General features: G+C 41.9%; 21 protein-coding genes. 13 read left to right on the plus strand and 8 right to left on the minus strand.

Going from position 1 to position 20,321, the window contains the following annotated elements:
• Positions 1-72 precede the first annotated feature (72 nt).
• Complete coding sequence (locus R7F64_RS12805) at positions 73-204, minus strand: hypothetical protein (protein WP_412034466.1); 132 nt, start codon at positions 202-204, stop codon at positions 73-75.
• Positions 205-466: 262 nt separating this feature from the next.
• On the opposite strand from R7F64_RS12805, the gene R7F64_RS12810 reads away from it, so the two are divergent.
• Positions 467-976 carry a flavodoxin gene (locus R7F64_RS12810; protein WP_258687135.1) on the plus strand — a complete coding sequence of 170 codons (510 nt, stop codon included), beginning with the start codon at positions 467-469 and terminating at the stop codon, positions 974-976.
• A 194-nt stretch (positions 977-1,170) separates the two neighbouring features.
• On the plus strand, positions 1,171-1,839 hold the full coding sequence (locus R7F64_RS12815; RefSeq protein WP_318071756.1) for an HAD-IA family hydrolase: 669 nt from the start codon (positions 1,171-1,173) through the stop codon (positions 1,837-1,839).
• Between the two features lie 430 nt (positions 1,840-2,269).
• On the opposite strand, the gene R7F64_RS12820 is transcribed toward R7F64_RS12815, so the two are convergent.
• Entirely contained in the window at positions 2,270-3,700 is a 1,431-nt protein-coding gene (locus R7F64_RS12820) for a methyl-accepting chemotaxis protein (protein ID WP_213910197.1), read from the minus strand.
• Between the two features lie 314 nt (positions 3,701-4,014).
• Here R7F64_RS12820 and R7F64_RS12825 point away from each other — a divergent pair, with 314 nt between their 5' ends.
• From R7F64_RS12825 to R7F64_RS12835, 3 genes are all read left to right on the plus strand, one after another.
• Positions 4,015-4,188, plus strand: a complete 174-nt coding sequence (locus R7F64_RS12825; RefSeq protein WP_213910708.1) for a hypothetical protein — start codon at positions 4,015-4,017, stop codon at positions 4,186-4,188.
• Between the two features lie 81 nt (positions 4,189-4,269).
• Positions 4,270-4,872, plus strand: a complete 603-nt coding sequence (locus R7F64_RS12830) for an ACP phosphodiesterase (protein ID WP_017820947.1) — start codon at positions 4,270-4,272, stop codon at positions 4,870-4,872.
• A gap of 67 nt (positions 4,873-4,939) precedes the next feature.
• Positions 4,940-6,199 (plus strand): DEAD/DEAH box helicase, encoded by a 1,260-nt coding sequence (locus R7F64_RS12835; RefSeq protein WP_318071757.1) that lies wholly within the window; start codon positions 4,940-4,942, stop codon positions 6,197-6,199.
• Positions 6,200-6,226: 27 nt separating this feature from the next.
• Here R7F64_RS12835 and R7F64_RS12840 read toward each other — a convergent pair whose 3' ends face one another.
• Both R7F64_RS12840 and R7F64_RS12845 read right to left on the minus strand, forming a co-directional pair.
• A complete protein-coding gene (locus R7F64_RS12840; protein ID WP_025767790.1) occupies positions 6,227-7,015 on the minus strand; it encodes an EAL domain-containing protein in 789 nt (262 codons plus the stop codon).
• A 187-nt stretch (positions 7,016-7,202) separates the two neighbouring features.
• On the minus strand, positions 7,203-7,835 hold the full coding sequence (locus R7F64_RS12845; RefSeq protein ID WP_005376385.1) for a hypothetical protein: 633 nt from the start codon (positions 7,833-7,835) through the stop codon (positions 7,203-7,205).
• 183 nt (positions 7,836-8,018) lie between these two features.
• Here R7F64_RS12845 and R7F64_RS12850 point away from each other — a divergent pair, with 183 nt between their 5' ends.
• The 3 genes from R7F64_RS12850 to R7F64_RS12860 all read left to right on the plus strand — a co-directional run bounded on the left by R7F64_RS12850 (position 8,019) and on the right by R7F64_RS12860 (position 9,541).
• Positions 8,019-8,261, plus strand: a complete 243-nt coding sequence (locus R7F64_RS12850; protein WP_005390155.1) for a DUF2164 domain-containing protein — start codon at positions 8,019-8,021, stop codon at positions 8,259-8,261.
• Positions 8,262-8,435: 174 nt separating this feature from the next.
• Positions 8,436-8,975 carry a cytochrome b gene (locus tag R7F64_RS12855; RefSeq protein WP_025767789.1) on the plus strand — a complete coding sequence of 180 codons (540 nt, stop codon included), beginning with the start codon at positions 8,436-8,438 and terminating at the stop codon, positions 8,973-8,975.
• Complete coding sequence (locus R7F64_RS12860; RefSeq protein ID WP_017634178.1) at positions 8,972-9,541, plus strand: YceI family protein; 570 nt, start codon at positions 8,972-8,974, stop codon at positions 9,539-9,541. Before R7F64_RS12855 ends, R7F64_RS12860 begins: the two co-directional genes overlap by 4 nt.
• 137 nt (positions 9,542-9,678) lie before the next feature.
• Here R7F64_RS12860 and focA read toward each other — a convergent pair whose 3' ends face one another.
• Positions 9,679-11,130 carry a formate transporter FocA gene (gene focA / locus R7F64_RS12865; RefSeq protein ID WP_025767788.1) on the minus strand — a complete coding sequence of 484 codons (1,452 nt, stop codon included), beginning with the start codon at positions 11,128-11,130 and terminating at the stop codon, positions 9,679-9,681.
• A 301-nt stretch (positions 11,131-11,431) separates the two neighbouring features.
• Between focA and R7F64_RS12870 the strand changes: the two genes are divergently transcribed.
• Positions 11,432-12,337, plus strand: a complete 906-nt coding sequence (locus tag R7F64_RS12870; protein ID WP_005376369.1) for a LysR substrate-binding domain-containing protein — start codon at positions 11,432-11,434, stop codon at positions 12,335-12,337.
• A gap of 227 nt (positions 12,338-12,564) precedes the next feature.
• Positions 12,565-13,047, plus strand: coding sequence for a DUF1097 domain-containing protein (locus R7F64_RS12875; protein WP_017634175.1), 483 nt, complete (start codon positions 12,565-12,567; stop codon positions 13,045-13,047).
• Between the two features lie 153 nt (positions 13,048-13,200).
• Here R7F64_RS12875 and R7F64_RS12880 read toward each other — a convergent pair whose 3' ends face one another.
• The gene (locus tag R7F64_RS12880) at positions 13,201-14,835 is read right to left on the minus strand and encodes an ATP-dependent endonuclease (protein WP_017634174.1); all 1,635 of its coding nucleotides are present in this window, start codon (positions 14,833-14,835) and stop codon (positions 13,201-13,203) included.
• Between the two features lie 268 nt (positions 14,836-15,103).
• Between R7F64_RS12880 and R7F64_RS12885 the strand changes: the two genes are divergently transcribed.
• From R7F64_RS12885 to R7F64_RS12895, 3 genes are all read left to right on the plus strand, one after another.
• Positions 15,104-16,846 (plus strand): bifunctional metallophosphatase/5'-nucleotidase, encoded by a 1,743-nt coding sequence (locus R7F64_RS12885; RefSeq protein WP_025767787.1) that lies wholly within the window; start codon positions 15,104-15,106, stop codon positions 16,844-16,846.
• A gap of 622 nt (positions 16,847-17,468) precedes the next feature.
• Complete coding sequence (locus R7F64_RS12890) at positions 17,469-18,488, plus strand: TerC family protein (protein WP_318071758.1); 1,020 nt, start codon at positions 17,469-17,471, stop codon at positions 18,486-18,488.
• A 279-nt stretch (positions 18,489-18,767) separates the two neighbouring features.
• Complete coding sequence (locus tag R7F64_RS12895) at positions 18,768-18,959, plus strand: hypothetical protein (RefSeq protein WP_005376351.1); 192 nt, start codon at positions 18,768-18,770, stop codon at positions 18,957-18,959.
• Between the two features lie 185 nt (positions 18,960-19,144).
• Here R7F64_RS12895 and R7F64_RS12900 read toward each other — a convergent pair whose 3' ends face one another.
• Positions 19,145-19,702, minus strand: a complete 558-nt coding sequence (locus R7F64_RS12900) for a PhnA domain-containing protein (protein ID WP_005376350.1) — start codon at positions 19,700-19,702, stop codon at positions 19,145-19,147.
• A gap of 289 nt (positions 19,703-19,991) precedes the next feature.
• Positions 19,992-20,201, minus strand: a complete 210-nt coding sequence (locus tag R7F64_RS12905) for a YgdI/YgdR family lipoprotein (RefSeq protein WP_005376349.1) — start codon at positions 20,199-20,201, stop codon at positions 19,992-19,994.
• Positions 20,202-20,321 lie beyond the last annotated feature (120 nt).

A 20,321-nucleotide genomic window follows, 5' to 3' on the forward strand; every position in this document is an offset into this window, starting at 1 on the left:
TTTCAAATGACGTGGTTGAAATCTGAGATCTCGTAACGTATTGATTAGCGATGGTTAATGAAGAAGGGGCAACTATGCCAGAGTGTTGGTAATAAGAAGTTCATTCTTCAAAGTAAACCAACCGAGTCCTACATCAGCAACATCGTTATCTGAACAACCAACCAGCGTAGTAGCAAGCAATGCACTTAACAGCATCTTTTTCATTATTTTTGTCCTTAACTAGGAAAGATATTGATGAAATCTATCAGAGGTTTGCAACTAAAACAAAATTTAGCCAAGGAAAGGTCTACGTACGCTAGGTTTGTTGTGGGCTTCATGCTAATGTACTGCTCTAAACGAAATGATGAGTTAGAGTGACCATACTTTCTCCCAATATGACTTTATATCGCTTGTCGCTCTGTCTAAGCTTCACTCTATGTGAGAATGAAACACTCTGCACATTTCGTTTTGCAACTAAGGTATCAAAATGAATGAACAACAGTTAGCCAGTATCGAGCGTAAAAATACATGGCTGTATGATCTGGTTGAAGTTGAATTTCCAACACCAGAGAGTCTGAAAGGGCGTGATGTCTATTTCAAAGCACTAGAACAAGCAACCTATCAAGTGGTCGACAAAGACACGCTACTTGAAAGTAATTCTGAATTTAGCTCTGACGATATTTTTCTGGTCGATTTTCACCGACTTACTATCATGTTTTCTGTCCTGCAGTCTCAGCGTTGGGATCAACAGTACGATAAAGATATGATTGTGGAATATCTCACTCAGATAATTCTAACGCCAGATTTTGAATTATATGTTGGTTTTAAAGCTGGAGCTCCAATTGGTGCCGCTATTATTAGCCACCTTGGAGGAAACACGCTTATCTCTGATGTCGCGGTTTCTGAATCAAAATACAAGAGTTCGTTTGTGGCGGATCTTGCTAAAAGACTAAGTAGCGAACACAAGCTTTTAGATTCGGTTATTATTGAAAGCTAATTTGCGCACTCAAATGCATAAAAAGCAAAGCAAGATGACGATAGGTGATCTTGCTTAGAAAAACTGTAATTGCTCCCCTCTATTTCCATGAAATGCCAAGCTCGTCGTTTCAACAATCCCAAACTCAAATAAGATTAAGCCAACATTTTTAAAATCAGCTAGGGCATTAGCCTTTAAGATGTCTGGAGATGGCTATGGCAATTACCAATATTAAGTGCGTGATATTTGATTGTGATGGTACGTTGGTCGATAGTGAACGATTGTGTTGCCAAGCTCTCGTCAATGTATTTAACCTGCATGGCGCAGAATTAACGATGGAAGAGTGCGTTTCTCATTTTAAAGGAGGAAAGCTCGCTGACATCCTTTTAGATACTAAAGAGCTGAAAGATATCAAAGTCCCTATTGATGTCTTAGAGCCGCAATACCGTGAAGAAGTCCAGTCTCTTTTTGTTCGCCACTTACAGCCGATGGATGGCGCAAAGCGATTAATTCAGTTTTTAGATTCGCATAATATCGAATATTGTGTCGCGTCCAATGGGCCGAAAGATAAAATAGAATACGCATTGGAGTTAACAGGATTGCTCGATGCTTTCCAGGGGAAAGTGTTCTCGGCATTCGATGCGAATAGTTGGAAGCCTGAGCCCGATTTAATCATGTACAGTGCTATGAGCATGGGCTTTTTACCAAGTGACTGTCTTTATATTGATGACACGCCTAAAGGAGTTGAGGCGGGACTAAACGCCGGTATCAAAACGATACAGTTATTTAATGGTGAAGCTATCAATCGTGTTGATGACGAGCGTGTAATTCGCATTCATCATTTAGATGAATTAAAAGAGCAGCTGTGTGGCTGCTCTGTTTGACCTACTAATGGCAAACCGGACTCAAGCTGTGGATGTGCTTAAGTTTAGACTGTAGGTAAGGCGTTTGATGTAGACATTGGATAGATGAGAAGTTTTTTGTATGAAATCCGCAAGCAGCGCATGTGAATTTCTCGCCATCCGATGAAATGAGATATTCATCTCCTTGGCAGAGTGGGCAATTCAGGTTCTCTATGTCTTTTGTGTCTTTGTAATTATTCATATTGTTTTCCAGCAGCAAATTGGAATTGGCAAGATCAAGCATAGCGGAACGCTTTGTTTAAGAACATTATTTCATCCGGTACAGCGAGAACTTGAGATTCACTTCAAATATCCACTTGGATGTCGTAGAAAATATCAAAGGTAATAGTTGAACACGGTTTAAAGAAAAGGGCTCCCTAAGGAGCCCTTGTTGATCATAAGTTCCACAACGTTATGCGGTGCGGTAGCGTTGTAATATCTCACCAAGAGAAACGGAGGCTTGCGTGAGATTAGCGACGCCAGCGGTAGATTGCTCCGCCACTTCTCTGATTGTGCTTGATTGACTACGAATTTCGGAAAGTTCCGATGCAATATCGTTAGCAACTGCGCTTTGTTCTTCAGCAGATGTGGAAATCTGAATGCTCATGTCCATTAATGAGCGTGCTGACTCGGCAATAGAGGTAACATCATGGCCGATTTCATCAATAAGCTGGCTGCTGGTTTGAGCTTGCTGAACGGTTCGGTTGGTGATTGAAGCAATGTTCTGGCTCTCAATTTGAAGCTTCTCAATCATGGCTTGGATCTCTACTGTTGCCTGTTGAGTTCTGCTTGCTAATGTACGTACTTCATCGGCAACCACTGCAAATCCACGACCTTGTTCACCAGCACGGGCTGCTTCGATTGCTGCGTTTAGTGCCAACAGATTAGTTTGTTCTGAAATGGCGTTAATCGTTGTGATCACGTCATTAATCTGCGTCGTATTCTCGTTTAAATTGGTTACTGACGTAGAGGCTTGTTCAATATAGCTAGATAACGTCTCTATCTCGCCAATCACGTTTTGTACACGGCTTCTGCTTAGTTCGATCTTCTGGGCATCTTGGTCTGACTGCGTCGTTGCTTGTTGAGAAATACTTGATACCTCCTTTGCAGAGGCTGTCATTTCTTCCATTGCTGTCGCGACTGAATCAAGCGTTTGATATTGATGAGATATCTGGGTTTCACTCAACTGCATATCTTTTTCGAATGCAGAAGATGTCTCGCTCAACATCGTTGCATTATTTTTAACACTATTAACCAGTTCACTTAAGGTATCCATAGACTTGTCTAGCGCACAGCCGATGGTACCGAATTCATCTCGACCTGGATGGAAACCAAGACGAGAGGTTAAGTCACCGTCACCAATTTTTTCGGTTGTTGTATATAAAACCCACAGAGCTCCTCCGATAAACGTTGCCACCCAGTAAGAGAATAGGGCAAAAGGAATAACCCATAAGAAGCTGAGTAATAGTGACGATAGGGCTGATGATTTTAACGATTCGTATTGTGTGGACACATTTTGAGTCAGCTTAATCACTTCTCCAGAATGCAACTTGGCATAAGCGGTCACAGCCCCATCGACAAAAGAACTCTCGCTTACGCGGTTCGATTTCGATACGCCGTCAATTTCTGTAGCGCGGTTTGATTGAGCATCAACGATACCAGAAAGCTTCGCTTCGCTCGCCGAGATGGCTTGCTGCTCAAATTGTTGTATTTCATTGAAGTAGCGGCTTCCAGCCACTGAAGTGAGGGCTACTAAAAATAGTAGGAATATAACCCACATTTTGTCGTTGATAGACATCTTGATAAACAGCCTGTCTATCGTTCTAAACTCAACTTCTCTCATTTAAAGCTCCATTAGAGATAAAAGATATTGACCAAATCTATTGCTATATCGAAACAAAATATGCGAAGTTAATCAGCAAAATATGTAACGAATACTAAATTTAGTTTAAGAAATGAGATCTAAGGACGCCTATAACAGTATGTTATATCTTTAAATTGACATGAATGTTGATAAAAGAGTCATTTCTCTAAAGTGTTAAGTGGATATGAAACCTAATTGCAATCGTTTACTTTTGATTATGCTCATAGGTTTTTAAATCTTTACTTCTCGCTGTCATGAATGTGTCATATAAAGACTATAAAAAGGAGTTGCTGATGTGGATATGGCAAGAGCCAGGCCGTCAGCAAGTAAAAGCAAGAGAGCTTAAAATAAAGGAGGTCACAATGAGCGACCAATACCAAAACGATGAGAGCCTAGAGCTGCTAGATGCGCTTGAAATTGGCATTATCTTGTCGGAATACGTTGGCCCAGACAACGAAGCCGAATAGCGGAACACTCTCATCTCGTCGTAATTGACGTTATACTAGGTTCATGTCACACCAAGCCCTAGAGGCCAAAACTGGCGTCGAATGAACTTTCTAGCCCACCTGCATATCGCAGATCACAGTAACAGCCATTTATTGGGAAACTTGCTTGGAGACTTCGTAAAAGGAGATCCAAGCAAGCTGTATGATCGCGATATCTCAAATGGCATCAGATTACATAGATTTGTTGACCGTATTACTGACCATCATCCAATCGTCAACGAATGTAAGCCTCATTTCACTGGTGTTGCGCGACGTTTTGCACCTATCGCTTTGGATATGTTTTGGGATCATTGCCTCGCAAAACACTGGAACGACTTTCATTCCGTGCCTCTCGAACACTTTGTACAAACGGCATACGAGAGAGTAAACCGAGAGGTTCATGAACATTTGCCGCCACGTTTTTTGGTGCTCCACAGTAGGATGTGGCATGGCCGATGGCTTCAATCCTATCAAGATCTAGACAATATAGAATTTGCACTACATCGGATGTCGCAAAGAAGTCCTAGAATGGCAGACTTAATTACAACATTTAAAGTGATTGAAAGTGATTACACCGAATTAGAAGAGAAGTTCTCGTCACTTTATCGAGATGTTTTGCGCCAGTCGTATGATTTTCAGCAACAGCTTAATGACTCAACTCAATGAGATAGAAAAGTAGTATGGCTTTAGGGGCTCTGGTAAACTCTGCGCTCCAAAAATAATGAGGTTACACATGTCTGTTAATTTTGCTGATTTAGGCATCGAACAAAAGCTAATCGAGAGGCTAGGCAATCTAAATATCGTGACGCCAACACCAGTGCAAGAAAAGTCAATTCCACACGTCCTTGCAGGAAAAAACTTACTTGCTGCTGCACAAACTGGTACGGGAAAAACGGCTGCGTTTGGTTTACCTATCATACAAACCGTTCAGCAAAAGAAACTTAACGGCACACCTCAAGCATTGATTTTGGTTCCAACACGCGAGCTTGCACAGCAGGTATTTGATAATTTGAATCAGTACTCGGCAGAAACAGAACTTCGCATCGTGTGTGTTTATGGTGGTACAAGCATTGGCGTACAAAAGAGAAAGTTAGAAGAGGGCGCTGATATTTTGATTGCCACGCCAGGCCGCCTTTTGGATCACCTGTTTAATGGTAACGTAAACATCTCTAAAACCGATATGCTCGTGTTAGACGAAGCCGACCGTATGTTAGATATGGGATTTTGGCCTGACTTGCAGCGCATCTTCCGACGTTTGCCTGCTGAGAAACAGATCCTATTGTTCTCTGCGACATTTGAGAAGCGAATCAAAACTATTGCGTATAAACTCATGGAATCGCCAGTTGAAGTCGAAGTTTCACCAGCAAATACGACTGCTGAAACGGTAACACAAATGGTTTATCCAGTGGATAAAAAACGGAAACGTGAATTGCTAGCGTACTTAATTGGCTCGCGGAATTGGCAGCAAGTGCTTGTATTTACAAAAACGAAGCAAGGCAGTGATGAGTTAGCGAAAGAGCTCAAGTTAGATGGCATCAAAGCGGTTTCTATCAACGGTGATAAATCACAAGGTGCCCGCCAAAGAGCTTTGGATGAATTTAAACAAGGTAAGGTACGTGCTTTGATTGCAACCGATGTGGCAGCACGAGGGTTAGACATTCAAGAGCTAGAACAAGTCGTGAACTTTGATATGCCATTCAAAGCAGAAGATTATGTCCATCGAATTGGCCGCACTGGAAGAGCAGGAAAGTCAGGTTTGGCGGTTTCTCTGATGAGTAGAGATGAGGAGTACTTGTTGCAAGCTATCGAGAACCTGCTTGATCAACGCTTACCCCAAGAATGGCTGGCAGGTTTCGAACCAAGTCTTGTAGAAGAAGTTGAGCCTGAACAAAATGGGGGTGGGCGCCGTCGTAGTCGTTCATCTGAGAAGCGTAAGCTAAAAGCAAAATTGGCGATTCATAAGAATCGTGGTAAATCACGTAGCTCTCGCTAAACCGCGCAAATTTTTGTTCTTACATAATCAGGCTGTTTTTGCCTCTTCATAGACGTCTAACGTTTGGGGGATAGCAAGTAGGTACCCTTGATACATATCGAAACCGAGCTTTTTCATTAAGCGAAGTTGATGCTCGGTTTCAATTCCTTCGATAACGGTTTTAGAGCATAACGCTTTTGCGAGTGATAATGCATCGTTAAGCGCTTTAAAATCACCGTTTTCATACCTTAGCAATAAAGAGCGATCCATCTTGATTATATCTGGGCAAACGCTTCTCACTCGCTCAGTTGTCGATGCATTGACGCCATAATCGTCAATCGCTAATTTAAATCCTTCAAGACTTAACTCCCGAGCAGCTTGAGACAAGGAGAGTTCATCCTCCACCTTCAATTCAAGTAACTCCATGACGATTTGTTCATTCATCAAATGCGATTCATAAATGGTTTGTTTTAGCAGTCGGTTATAAGTGATGTCTTTGACTAGTATCTCTGCCGCTACCGGTAATACATTGAGAAACAATTGTTTTGTGTGAAAGCGAGACTGAGAGAAATTTTTGATATGGATTAGGCGACTTAAGCGTTCAACATTGAGCAAATCTTGAGTGGGAGTCGCTTTGGATTGGAAAAACTGATCTGGCCTAACCATGGTGCCATTGGCATTGCTAATTCTTACCAGTGCTTCAAGGCCAACGATGGAAATATCGTTCTTATATATGGGTTGAAAGACACTGCGGAGAGTGAAGTTCGCGTATTTCGCAATATACTGCCCGTCGGCTTCTTTCCGGATGCAACTAAGTAGTTGCGAGATGTTCATAATTGTTACCACAACCTAAATCAATGTCTCAACATCAGCGTTATCGCGCTAATTTTTCTATTTCATTGGCAATGAATCTAAGTGTGCTCATTAACTCAAGCAAGAACGATGGTAATGGATGGGTAGTTTTGTCGAGTGATATCAAACAAATTGATGAAATAATTGATAATCTCAGCACTTCAATTTGATGCTACCATTGCAGTACGGCATACAACTGCAAATATTTTCTGACTAACTGCTGTTTGTTCGAACGCCGTAAAGGATGCCCAAACTTAATGTAACAAGGGCTAATACCGAATCGAGTGTCCAAAGATTGCGTGAGTTGCGACTCGCTGGTGTACAGTGTGATTCCTTGTTCTGTGTATTCGTTGATCTGATCGGGTAGTTCACCCATCCACCAATGAAGCAATTCTCGGCTCGTTTTGCTGCGACTTATCCAATGATCGCAAACCAAAAAGAGTAGGTCATTAGGCTGTAAGGCATAACCATATTCACTCTGCCATTCCGTAATTGATGAGAGTAAGTTTTCCCGGCAAGATTTTCCGGCACTGACCATATGGTGACTCAGAACCCAGACAGTGCCAATGTCGGATGAAATTCGATAGTGATGGGGAAGGTCTGGAGAATCCAACACTTCGATTGGCTTTATCACGCAGTTGTATCCAAAGTGACGAAAAGTATGTTCCATCCTTCTTGAAAACGCGAGACCAAGATGATGCTCACTCATGCCTTGGTTATGCACCGCAGGGTAATGCTTTTCACACAGCTTAAGACAGTCGTCTTGAAAATCATTAACACTTTGAATAACTAGGTCGAGTAGCAAAGAATATCCCTTAATAATTACAAAACGAACTGCAAAAGGTTAGCATAGTCTTTTGAGAATAGACTAATTTACTTCGGCAACTTCTTGATCTAAACACCAAATTTCTCACAAATGACCGTGTCTAATCTTTAATAGAGCAACACGAAAGAAGCAGAAGTTGAACAAAAATTTGAAAGGGAAAAAATGATAAAGCTAGAACGCGCACAAAAAGAGGCGTTGGCCACCGCCATTCAAGATTACATGCAAGACGAGCTAGATGTTGAAATTGGCCAGTTCGATAGTGAGTTTCTAATTGATTTTATTACAGAAAAACTAGGGCCAATTTATTATAACAAGGGTGTTGAAGATGCTAAGTTACTGGTTGAACGCAGAATGTTAGAAGTTTCCGAAGAGCTGTATGAGATAGAACAAGAAGTTAAGCTGTAAGTTTCAGTTTTACAAACGATTTAAAGTTCCTTCAAAAAATTCGAACAACTTGATAGATACGGTACCATTGGCTGGATGTAAATGATGGTAAATAATCTGTTTCATATGACGTAAATAGGTTAATGTAGTGTTTCTTGCTCAGCATTAACTTAGGAATATATCTAGGAACTTGAGATGGATACACTGGTAAAGAATTACAACCTTACTGCACGCGTGATGCATTGGTTATCAGCGCTGTGCATTATTGGTCTATTTGCAGTGGGTTTGTGGATGGTCGACCTTAGCTATTACAGCGAATGGTATCGAACTGCGCCGCATTACCATCGCTCTGTCGGTATTTTACTCGCTATTTTAACTTTGGCACGCATCGTATGGAAACATGTGACGGCGTCACCAAAGGTAGAAGGCAAACGTTACGAAGTGCTTGCTGCTAAAGCAGCGCATGGTGTCATGTACCTACTATTGATCACCATCTTTGTTTCAGGTTACCTCATTTCAACGTCTGATGGACGCGGCATCGAAGTGTTTAATTGGTTCACCGTGCCAGGAGCGGGAGAGTTATTCCCAGGCCAATCAGATATTGCAGGTGAGATTCACTTCTATGCAGCTTGGGCAGTCATCCTGATTGCAGGCTTACATGCTATTGCTGCACTAAAACACCACTTTATCGATAAAGACAACACATTAAGAAAAATGTTAGGAGCTTCAAAATGAAAAAGTCACTTTTCGCTACAGGATTAGCTATCGCTATGGCACTGCCATTTGGTGCGCAAGCTGCAGATTATGTCATCGATACCAAAGGTGCTCACGCTTCAATCAACTTTAAAGTTAGCCACTTGGGTTACAGTTTCATCAAAGGTCGTTTCAATACATTTTCTGGTGACTTTTCTTTTGATGAAAACAACATTGCTGACTCAAAAGTAAATGTTGTTGTTGATACAACCAGCCTAGATTCAAACCATGCTGAACGTGACAAACACATTCGTAGTGGTGACTTCATCGATGCTGGTAAATACAGTGAAGCAACCTTTACGAGCACAAAAGTGGTTGATAAAGGCAATGGCAAACTAGATGTAACTGGTGATCTAACGCTACACGGTGTTACTAAGCCTATTACTATTGAGGCTGAATTCGTTGGCGCTGGCAGTGACCCATGGGGCGGCGAGCGCGCTGGTTTTGTTGGCAACACTCGCCTAGAGCTTGCTGACTTTGACATCCCAGTAATGGGTGCTTCAAGCTACGTCGATATGGAACTTCATATCGAAGGTATTAAGAAGTAATTAGTTCCTTTTAGATACACTAAAAGCGCTCTTCACTTGAAGAGCGCTTTTTTATTATCTTAATCACATCACTAACATCGATAAACCAGTCAGTGATAGCGATTGAAAGCCAATAGACGTTGTAAATGTTTAGCGAATTACGCTGTTTCTAACTCACTTTTTTCCACTAAGTTTAAACGCTCACCAAAAATCGGGCGTAGTGCTTTTAATACTTCAGTACGAGTAACCACCCCGACCATCTGCCCATTTTCAAGCACAGGAAGCACTTGTGGCTTACTTACTTTGATACTTTTAGCGCGTTCTTCGAGAGACAAAGACGTCAAGCGAGTGGCAATACCCATACTGCTCGCTGGGTACAACTGCTCTTTATCGATACATAGGAATTCCACAACATCAACGAGGCGATCATCAGCGTCAATTGCGACCACATCTCTGCTCATGATGTCGACGACTTTTTGGTCTTTCACCGGAATGTAGTCCTCACACCATAGTTCTACCATCACATCGTGAGCAGAGAAGAAGCCAACTAATCGATTTTGTACGTCTACAACAGGTGCGCTAGTTACGTTGTTATCAAGTAACACATCCAGCGCGGCTGCAATTGGCGTTTCTGCACGAATGGTGACTGGTTTTGGGTTCATAATGTCTTTAACAAAAGAGGCATTTTTCATGGTGAAATCCTTAACTGACGACAGTGTTGTAGTTGTAGTGATAGAAGAAATATTCGCTGCTTTTAGTTCTGGTCGGCGAAAAATACACCAGTTTGAAAGGCCAACTAATACCGCTCCGCCGACGATGTTGCCAAGCGTGACAGGAATTAAGTTAGCGGTAATAAAGTGGCTAATGTTTAGGTCTGTGTATTGTGACGCGGGCACACCGACAGATGCCCAAAAAGATTCAGGTGCAAAATTCGCGATAACAATACCAAGTGGAACCATAAACATGTTCGCAACACAGTGCTCAAAACCGCTGCTGACAAACATTGCCACAGGCAAAATTGTCATTGCTGCTTTTGTCATTGCATTTGCAGAACTAAATGTCAGCCAAATCGCTAGGCAGACCAACAGGTTACAGAGAATACCGAGTGCAAACGCTTGAATGAGAGTGTGGTGAAGTTTGTGTTGTGCGATGTTAAGCGCATTTAATCCCCATTGACCGCCATCCATCTGATAAAGACCAGCAGCAGTAACCAGCGCAAGTAGGAACATCGCACCAATAAAGTTACCAACGTAAACTTTGCCCCAGATCGAAAGCATCTTACCGAACGATATTTGCTTATTGGCCCAAGAAATACTGGATAGGACGGAGCTGGTAAATAATTCACCACCGCAGATCACTATGAGGATCAATCCCATGCTAAATGCGAGTCCACCAGCTAGGCGGCTCAAGCCCCAACCAGCGCCCGTACTACCGGTGGTCACCGTGATGTAAAACAAGAATGCTAACCCGATGAACGCGCCGGCCATAATGGCGAGGCTTAATGTCATACTGCTGGTTTTGTTTGCCTTACTTAACGCAAATTTTTCCGCTTCAACCATCATCTCTTTTGGAGAAAAATACTGGTGATTTTGAGAACTGGTCACCGCCATATTGACTCCTTAATTTGTAATCGCATAAAAAATCCTTGGTTATTAACTCAAAAATGAAATTGTTGTTTTTATTAAGAGCCTCAATGACTTCGGTTTCAAAACCATTGAGGCTTGCGGTGTTCCCGAACCGCGTACTCAGAATAGGGAGAGCGGTTAGTAAGGTAAAATTGATAATATTTAGAAACCTCATCAAATTAATTGATAACTTTACGGGGCTAGGTAAAATGAACTCTATTGCTTATTGGGGCATGCTTTAACAATTGTGGGAATTGGGAAATACCCACTAATAATGGAGGACACTTTGCGCTACTCACTTAAGCAATTAGCGGTTTTCGACGCAGTTGCAGATACCGGCAGTGTAAGCCAAGCCGCAGAAAAATTGGCTTTGACACAATCAGCGACGAGCATGTCGCTTGCGCAATTAGAGAAGATGCTTGGCAGGCCGTTGTTTGAGAGGCAAGGCAAGCAAATGGCGTTAACCCATTGGGGGATGTGGTTACGACCAAAAGCAAAACGCTTGCTACAAGATGCATTGCAGATTGAAATGGGCTTCTATGAGCAACATTTATTGAGTGGTGAGATTCGTATGGGAGCGAGTCAAACCCCAGCAGAGCACTTAGTTCCCGACCTTATCAGTATCATTGATAATGACTTTCCAGAAATGCGTATTTCTCTCGGTGTACAAAGTACAAAAGGGGTGATTGATGGGGTATTAGATTACAAGTATGACTTAGGGATTATTGAAGGGCGCTGTGATGATAACCGTTTACACCAAGAAGTATGGTGTCGTGATCATCTTACTGTTGTCGCAGCTTCTCATCATCCTTTTGCGCGTAATCAGTCTGTTAGCCTTGCGCAGTTAGAGCAAGCGAAGTGGGTACTAAGAGAGCATGGCTCTGGCACACGAAAAACATTTGATAGTTCTATTCACCACCTTATTGAAGATTTGGATGTGTGGCGCGAGTACGAACACGTTCCGGTGTTACGTAGTTTAGTTGCTAATGGTCAGTACCTTACTTGCTTACCGTATTTAGATGTAGAGCGATATATAGAAGCAGGTCACCTTGTGGCATTAAATGTACCTGAGTTAAAAATGGAAAGGACGCTTTCATTTATATGGCGTTCAGATATGGCAGAAAACCCATTAGTCGACTGCATTAAAAGAGAGGGGCTGCGAATGATGAAAGGGAAGCCTTCAGTTCTTTAAAGGTTGATTAAATATGCCTACGAGATGAGTTGGTTTATTCCCTAAATCTGTTGATTTATCGGTTGCGTCAAACTTTTAATGTAAATTGTGAAAATAATAATATCTTATTGTGATCAATATCACCGATAAGCTGAGCTGATGTATCTAACATGTGTCCTTGATTTCAATGTATGAAGGCAGTTATTGAACCATATAGGTACGATAATAGCCGAGTAGGTATGACTACCATGACGACACTTTTAGCTATTTCTATTACTACTGGAATTTTATCTGGCGTATGGGGTTGGATCGCCATCTCTTTAGGTTTGCTTTCTTGGGCTGGTTTTTTAGGTTGCACGAGCTACTTTGCAGCGCCAACGAGCGGATTGAAAGGACTAGGCATCAGCTTAATCACCAATATGACAGGCGTATTCTGGGCAATGGTAATTATTCACGGTTCCACTTACGTGGGGTTGGAAATTATTGGCTATGTGATTACCGCTATTGTGGCATTCTTCATGTGTATTCAAGCTAAACAGGCTTGGCTCGCGTACATCCCTGGTACTTTTATTGGTTCATGCGCAACATTTGCGGCTGACGGAAACTGGCAACTTGTCATTCCATCGTTGTTGCTAGGTGGTGTGTTTGGCTATCTAATGAAAGCGACAGGGCTATGGTTGCATACGAAATCAACCGCTACTTCTTCTTCGCTTGCTGAGCAAGCACAGTAGTGAACCCCCGATCTTATTGGTATCCACTGTGTATTGAGTTTTATCCCTCTCAATACCCTTAATCAAAATTAATGATGTTTGATACAAGCACACCAAATTGGTGTGCTTTTTTTGTATTACAAGACAATACGCTGAGTGTGAAATACGCCTAACTCATGTATTGCCGTTGGCCATGGTAACAACGCGTTTAAGTGTCCAGCGCAGAAGAACAGGAATACACTCCATGCCTTTCTCTTCACAATGAGAAACAATAGCCAAAGCTAAGTCCGGTTTTGCATGTTTTTTCAAAACACGATTTACGACTTTTTTAGCAGGGATAGGGTGGTCATGAGGAACTTTGATGATGTCCTTAAAGAAAAGTTCAAAACCATTGTTGTACAGAAAGTGCTCGATGTCTCGGTCGGGTAACTCCGTAAGTCGATGCCTTTCCTGATCATGGTCGAGCTGTGCTCGCACTGCATGCGCGTACTTTTTCCCTGCTGGGTCGCCATCAGTAACGACATGCCAATCAATACCAAACTCTTTTGCTACTTTGATGAGTGATTTTAGACCTGATTGAGCAAACTCAACGATTTGAACCCCTTCGGCAGCCAAGTCATACCCGCATTGACGAGCCAGTTCATGAAAAAGCCAAACTTCGGTTTCGCCCTCAACAAGTAACCAGCACCGCGCAAATAATGCTCCTGAACGATGAAAACGAATATGGAAACCAATTCGGCGCAACTCGTCTCGACCAAACTTTGTTGAGTTTAAACTCTTAGCGATGGTTCTGTCTGATAACCGAATTAAACGTCGGATTGAATACAGTGGAACAGAACCAAGTAACGTGCCACTGTTGGTGGTTAATATCTTTTGCATTGGCAACAATTGCAATAAGGACCACGCTCTCGCTAGATGAGTTGGATGCAGTCGACCTTCTGGATCTTCAATGATCAGTATTGGTCTCGCACAGCGCCTTAAATCGGTGGGACCCTTAGCTTGAAGATAGGCATTGAGTAACCCCATTAAAAGCAAGCGGCTTTGTTTGTCATTGGTTTCTTTCAAGAACTGACTCAAGCCTTTATCAGAGGAAGGGCTTGTATAGAAAAGACCATCACGAGGTTTACGTGGGTTGCCTTTACTGACACTTCTGAACGCGAAATAGTGTTCAACAAGCGTTTGCATTGAGTCGAGGCTACTACGAATCTCACCTTTATTCACATGGCCAGGCATAGCCAATAAGCGTCGACAGGTGTTGTTGATTCGTTTTTCAATCCGAGCATTTTTACCATCGCCGTTGACATGGTTTAAATCTGGGAAGCGTCGGGAGTCACGTAGTCGGATTACAGGATGAAGTGTCATTAACTCAATAGCGAGTTTCTCTGAGTGGTGAAGTTTTTTGGGTTTGCCGTTATGATCCAAAAACGCGTACTTTGTATTAATGCCGTGCTCATCGCGAGACGCACTAATACGATAGTAAATGACTTGCTCACCATCTTCGTTGGTGCACCATGTAGGCTTTATGCGTCTGTAGCGTCCCGCTTTTACTTCGTTTTTATCCTGTGCTTTAAAACAAACAATGATCTGTAAGTGTTGTGTTTGTGGATGAGAAATTGAGTAGTCAACGTGAAAATCTTTCAGTTTGAATTGATACAATGAGCCATTGGCAGGTAGTGCGATGGAAAGGGCATCGAGCAATGATGATTTGCCCCACGTGTTTTCACCGATAAGCGTGGTGAGTTCGTCAAAAGAGAGTGAAAGGCGTTTGATGCCTCTAAACCCGGAGATTTCGATGCGTTCTAGTCTCATCTCAATCCTCCTTGCAATTATTTGAATTATCGAGAGTTATTTTGCTACTCCTAAGCATATATGAATTCGGAATTTTTGAGTTAAGCTCAGTTCACAAAATTACGAGAGCCTCTTACTGAATAGAGACCGTTACAAGCGAGGCTTGCTTTCAAAGCTGGGGGACAGCATCGTGATCACTTAAACATGAAATCCTAAATCGCAGTTTCATAAAATTCATGATTCTGTCATGATTCACTTCTTATTATTATAAGGAATGAAAAAAGAGAAGATGAAGATGAATAACAATCATAAGCCAGTGAGAATCAAACTGGCACACATCAATGACACACATTCCTACTTTGAACCAACGTCATTACAGTTAAAGCTTAAGATAAACAATGAACTCACGCTAGAACCCTATGTCAGTGCTGGCGGCTTTTCTCGTATCGCAACCAGAGTCGAGCAGTTAAGAGATGATGCTCAGCGCCAAGGTCATGGGATGTTGTTCCTCCATGCCGGAGATTGCTTCCAAGGCACGCTGTATTTCTCACTATTTAAAGGCAAAGCCAATGCCGACTTATTGAACGCATTAAAGATTGATGCAATGGCGTTAGGTAACCATGAATTAGATATGGGGAATGAGCCAGTTGCATTGTTTTGCCAACGTACTCAGTTCCCATTGCTTGCTGGCAACTGGGATTTATCCAATGAATCACTTAAAAAACCTCACCGTATCAGTGATTGCAAGGATGTATATAGTTACCAACCGGATACACAGAGCGCTCAATACATTGTTAAAGAATTCCATGGTGAGCGGGTCGCGATTTTCGGATTATCCATAGATAAAATGAGCGACATCGCAAACCCTGATGCAGACACGCCTTTTCACTCAGCAATTGAAACCGCCAAGGCGACCGTAAAACAAATCCATTCATCAGGTATAAAAAATATTATTCTTCTGAGCCACTTAGGTTATGAAGGTGATTTAGAGTTAGCTGAGCAAGTTGCAGGTATTGGAATAATTGTTGGTGGACACAGCCACCGGTTGCAAGGTGATTTTTCATCAATAGGGTTAGGACAAGACGATCCCTACGGTATCAAAATTAATGATACCTATGTGGTGCAAGCGGGTTTCCATGCTTTGACAATGGGGCACTGTGTCATTGAGTTTGATGAACACGGTAAAGCAACGATGTTGAGTGGACAAAATGAACTGTTGCTGGGTCGACGTATTTTTTGGGACTCGACGCTAAACCAACAGCTCGACCAAGGTGTATTCGAAACCGCGTGCGACTTCATCCATGGTCAACCGAATGTCGTGGTTTGTAAGAAACACCCGGAAACTCAAGCGATCCTGAGCGATAAATATATTCCTCAGGTCAGGCAGTTACAGTCACAAGTCATTGCTAGTGTTGACACCAAAAAGCGTCATGTGAGAATTCCCGATGAATTTGGTGAGAGTGAGTTGGCTTCCTCCGTTGCCCGATCATTTCTGCACTGTTTAAACAAACGTGGATATAACGTTCAATTTGCAATTCATAATGCGGGTGGCGTGCGAACCTCTTTGAACCCTGGCAACATTACAGTGGCAGACATTGCCGGACGGCTGTTGCCTTTTGCCGTTCCTATCGGCTTTTACGATGTAAAAGGCAGCGCTATTCGCCGTGCACTTGAAGGCGCGATAAATAATGCACTCAACAATGGCGTAGAAGGCACTGGATCTGGCAGTTATCCGTACACTTACAATTTAAACTTCGAGTACCACGCAGATGCCCCAAAAGGTGAAAGAGTTCAATCATTAGTGATTTTTGATGGTAAACAATGGGTAGGTGTTCAAGATGATGTTTGGTATCGAGGGACTTCTTCTGCCTATACGATGAAAGGGAAAGAGGGGTACGACGCATTGCAGGAGATGAAAGGAGAAGGGCGTGTGACCAGTTTGTCCATGGCTGATTGTTTTATTGAACTCCTGACCGATGAGCCAAACTGTTTGAATCAAAGTCACAAACTTTACACAAAGCGACGTCGATAATAGATACTGGTATTCATTTTGCTGCTCTCCACTTACTACATGGGTTGATGAGGATGGCAGTATGTGGAATAAAGATTGGGCAGATACGGCAGTCGTGGTTGCCTGGATCGCAATTTGGTCAACACTGGTCTACTTTGTGCCTCTAAGCGGCTTTTGAATTGCTAAGAATGTGGATGTTACAAAAGGGAGCAGTAATGCTCCTTTTTTGTATCTATCTTCCCCGTTAGGGCTCTAACCAATGAAGAGTTTGTCTTGAGCCATTTGCTGCTTTTTGTCTGTTTACTAAAGTTCAGGTGGTTGAATCCATTTCTTTCTTTTTATAGTGCTTCCTGATTTTTGATAAGAATTTTATTTCGATAAGACAAGGTTTTTTTGTTGGAAAGCCTGACGCTCGGCGTTATTATGTCGACGTTTGGGGAGTAGTTAGCGCAAGTTTATTTATCGTCATCTCGTTAAGCATCAGCTTATCCGGTAAGTAAAGGTGTTACGTGGTTTATTCACATCAACACTTCAACGAGACCAACGCATTCATTGACTAGCAGCACATAATCGTTATGTGGCTGTTGGTTGTTATTGTCTGCGGAAGGTCACCAAACGAAGTCCTTCCGCCATGGGAGGAAATATGTCTCTTATCGAAAATACCACCCAATTGAGCCAATCGGTGCCTCTTCAAGAATCATTAGCGATGTATGGTGCTTTTGGTTTATTTACCCTTGTTCTTGTTACGCTTGATATCTATCAAACACGTGGTGGCGTTATCACGATGAAAAAAGCCATCGTTTGGAGTGTTTTTTGGTTCTTGCTTGCCTTTGTTTTTGCAGGTTCTATTTATTTATTCTGGGACTTTTACGCGCCACATAGCGCTTATACGAACGACCAAGCAACGATTTCATTCTTAACTGGTTACTTACTAGAGAAGTCGTTAAGCGTTGATAACTTGTTTGTGTTTGCCATCATCTTTGCACAATACAGTGTGCCGGAGCACTTGCGTCCGAGAGCATTGCTTTGGGGGGTGATAGGTGCGCTAGTTTTACGCGCTGTCATGATTGCGGTTGGTGCTCAGTTACTTTCACAGTATCACTGGGTATTGTACTTATTTGCTGCTTTCCTTATTTGGACGGGTGTTAAGCTAGCTCGCGACAAAGGCGAAGCAGAAGAGGTTAATCCATATCCGGAGCAGTTGATTCGAAAGGTATTGCCAGTTACAGATGACTACCAAGGAAATCACTTAATCTTAAAGCAAGCTGGTAAGTGGGTGGCAACACCGATGCTGATCGTTGTTGGTGTCATTGCAGTAATGGACGTTATGTTTGCGTTGGATTCTATACCAGCTATATTCGCGGTAACACGAGAGCCATTTTTAGTCTTAGCCGCGAACGTATTTGCATTACTGGGTTTGCGATCGCTGTACTTTGTTCTTCAAGCAATGTTAGACAAGTTTGTATACTTAAAACCAGCATTATCAGTAATCATGATGTTTATCGGGGTAAAAATGCTATTGGTTGGAACAGAATATGAGATTCCTACAACATGGTCTCTCACATTTTTAGTTGTTGTGATGACATCGGCAGTGGTGGCATCACTTCTAAAAAATAAAGCGAAGCGTCAAACTAGCGTTAATATTACTAATCAAAAAATATAAAGTAAGCACAAAAATCAAAAGAAACAACGAAAAATATTGTTAAATATATGTTGTGAGTTAAGGGGCGATTATGCAGGTAATGTTCAGTTATTCAATGTAATTACAGTAATTGTGATTATTTATGCCGTTATTATTCATTTGTATTTTTGAGTTTTGTAATGAGTTTGTTTTATTAGAAATTCTAATTTGAATGGGTAAAATTTGTCATTTCTTAAACAATAAGAAACTGACTAATATACAACCAACTAAACAGACTACTGCTTTTAAAGAGAGGCAATCATGGCACAAGCAATGCAAATGACAAATGTAGCTTTACCAACCTCTATGGATAAGAAAACCTACGCGGTTAACTTCAAAGGACTGATTGCTCACTTACTGGACATTCTATTTGTAGATAACACTGCGCCACGCAGTTACTACGCAGAAGACTTGTCAGCACATATTCAAAAAGACATCGGTATGTACCGTTAATATTGAAATAGTGTAAGAAATACCGGCCTATGAGCCGGTATTTTTTTATTTGTAAAACATGCCTACTCAACCTACGCCCTAGAAAAGAAACACTCTAGAGGAGGTAGACATGAGAGTAGATTAAGTGTTGTATAGAAAAACGGGGCACCATTGGTGCCCCGTTTTGACATGACTGAAGTGCGATATTACTTCTTGCGGCAGTATTCTGCGATCACGTACATCGACTGACCACCATTTGCCTTACCCGAAACTAGCTTTGGATCATCGCCAAGGCTAATGCCACGAATCACTGTACCTTGTTTGATTACTTGGTTAGTGCCTTTTACTGGTAGGTCTTTAATTACTGTTACATCGTCACCTTTCTTAAGTTCAGTGCCGTTACAGTCAACAGTTTTATCGTCAGCAGACATCCCTTTCATTGCCCAGTTCATTTGCTCTTCTTCCATGTACATCATGTCAAGAGCATCTTGAGCCCAGCTTTCTGTGTTTAGGCGAGTGAGTTGGCGCCATGCAGTCACTTGTACAGCAGGAACCTGGCTCCACATACTTTCGTTTAGACAACGCCAGTGGTTAATGTCTTTTGGCTCATCGATCTCACCCAGACACTTATCACAAACCATGATGGCAGTATCAACCGTCACATTACCGTGAGGTGGGACAGCGTATGCAGTTAGTTGAGATTCAGAAGAACACAGTTCACATTTTGACTCGCAGCGCGCAAGCAGAGTAGCTTCAATAGACATAAGGACTCACCTTAGTAATGTTATTTTGTGGCGGTATTATCCACTTTATCCTGAGAAATAAAAGGGTGTTAGCGAATTAAAGATTAGATTTTACAATACTCCAACCTGATTAAGGTGAAGATGTAAAATATTCGCTAAATAAATAATACGGAAGTATAAAAGACACTATTAATTGTTTTGGTTTATGAATTGGTTGTGTCAATTTCTACAACGATTACAAACCTAAAAGAGGTAAATGTAGAGAGAGGGTGGCTAGAACATAGCCCTCTAATTTACAGAGGGCCTGTCGTTAACGTTCGACAATCTGGACAATTTGCTCTTTTGAAATACTCATTTCTTTACCATCCATGTCTTCATACTCGTACATACCCGTTTCCTCGTTCAGGTCTGGTTTACCGTAAGAGGTAATAATTTTCCCTTCATTTGTCGACATCAGATATTGGCTACTTCCGCATGCAGCAAGAAGTAATACAGTGGCAATAACAGTCAATACGCGCATAGAGTTTTCCTTTTAAACAAGTGAGTTAGGCAAAGACATCGTTTTAACTATAGCAGAGGAAATATGAGTGGGTTTGAATACAATTGAAATGAAAAAGCCCAGTAGAAACTGGGCTTTGGT

The sequence above is a fragment of the Vibrio sp. Vb1980 genome (assembly GCF_033338615.1).
GTDB lineage: Bacteria > Pseudomonadota > Gammaproteobacteria > Enterobacterales > Vibrionaceae > Vibrio > Vibrio alginolyticus.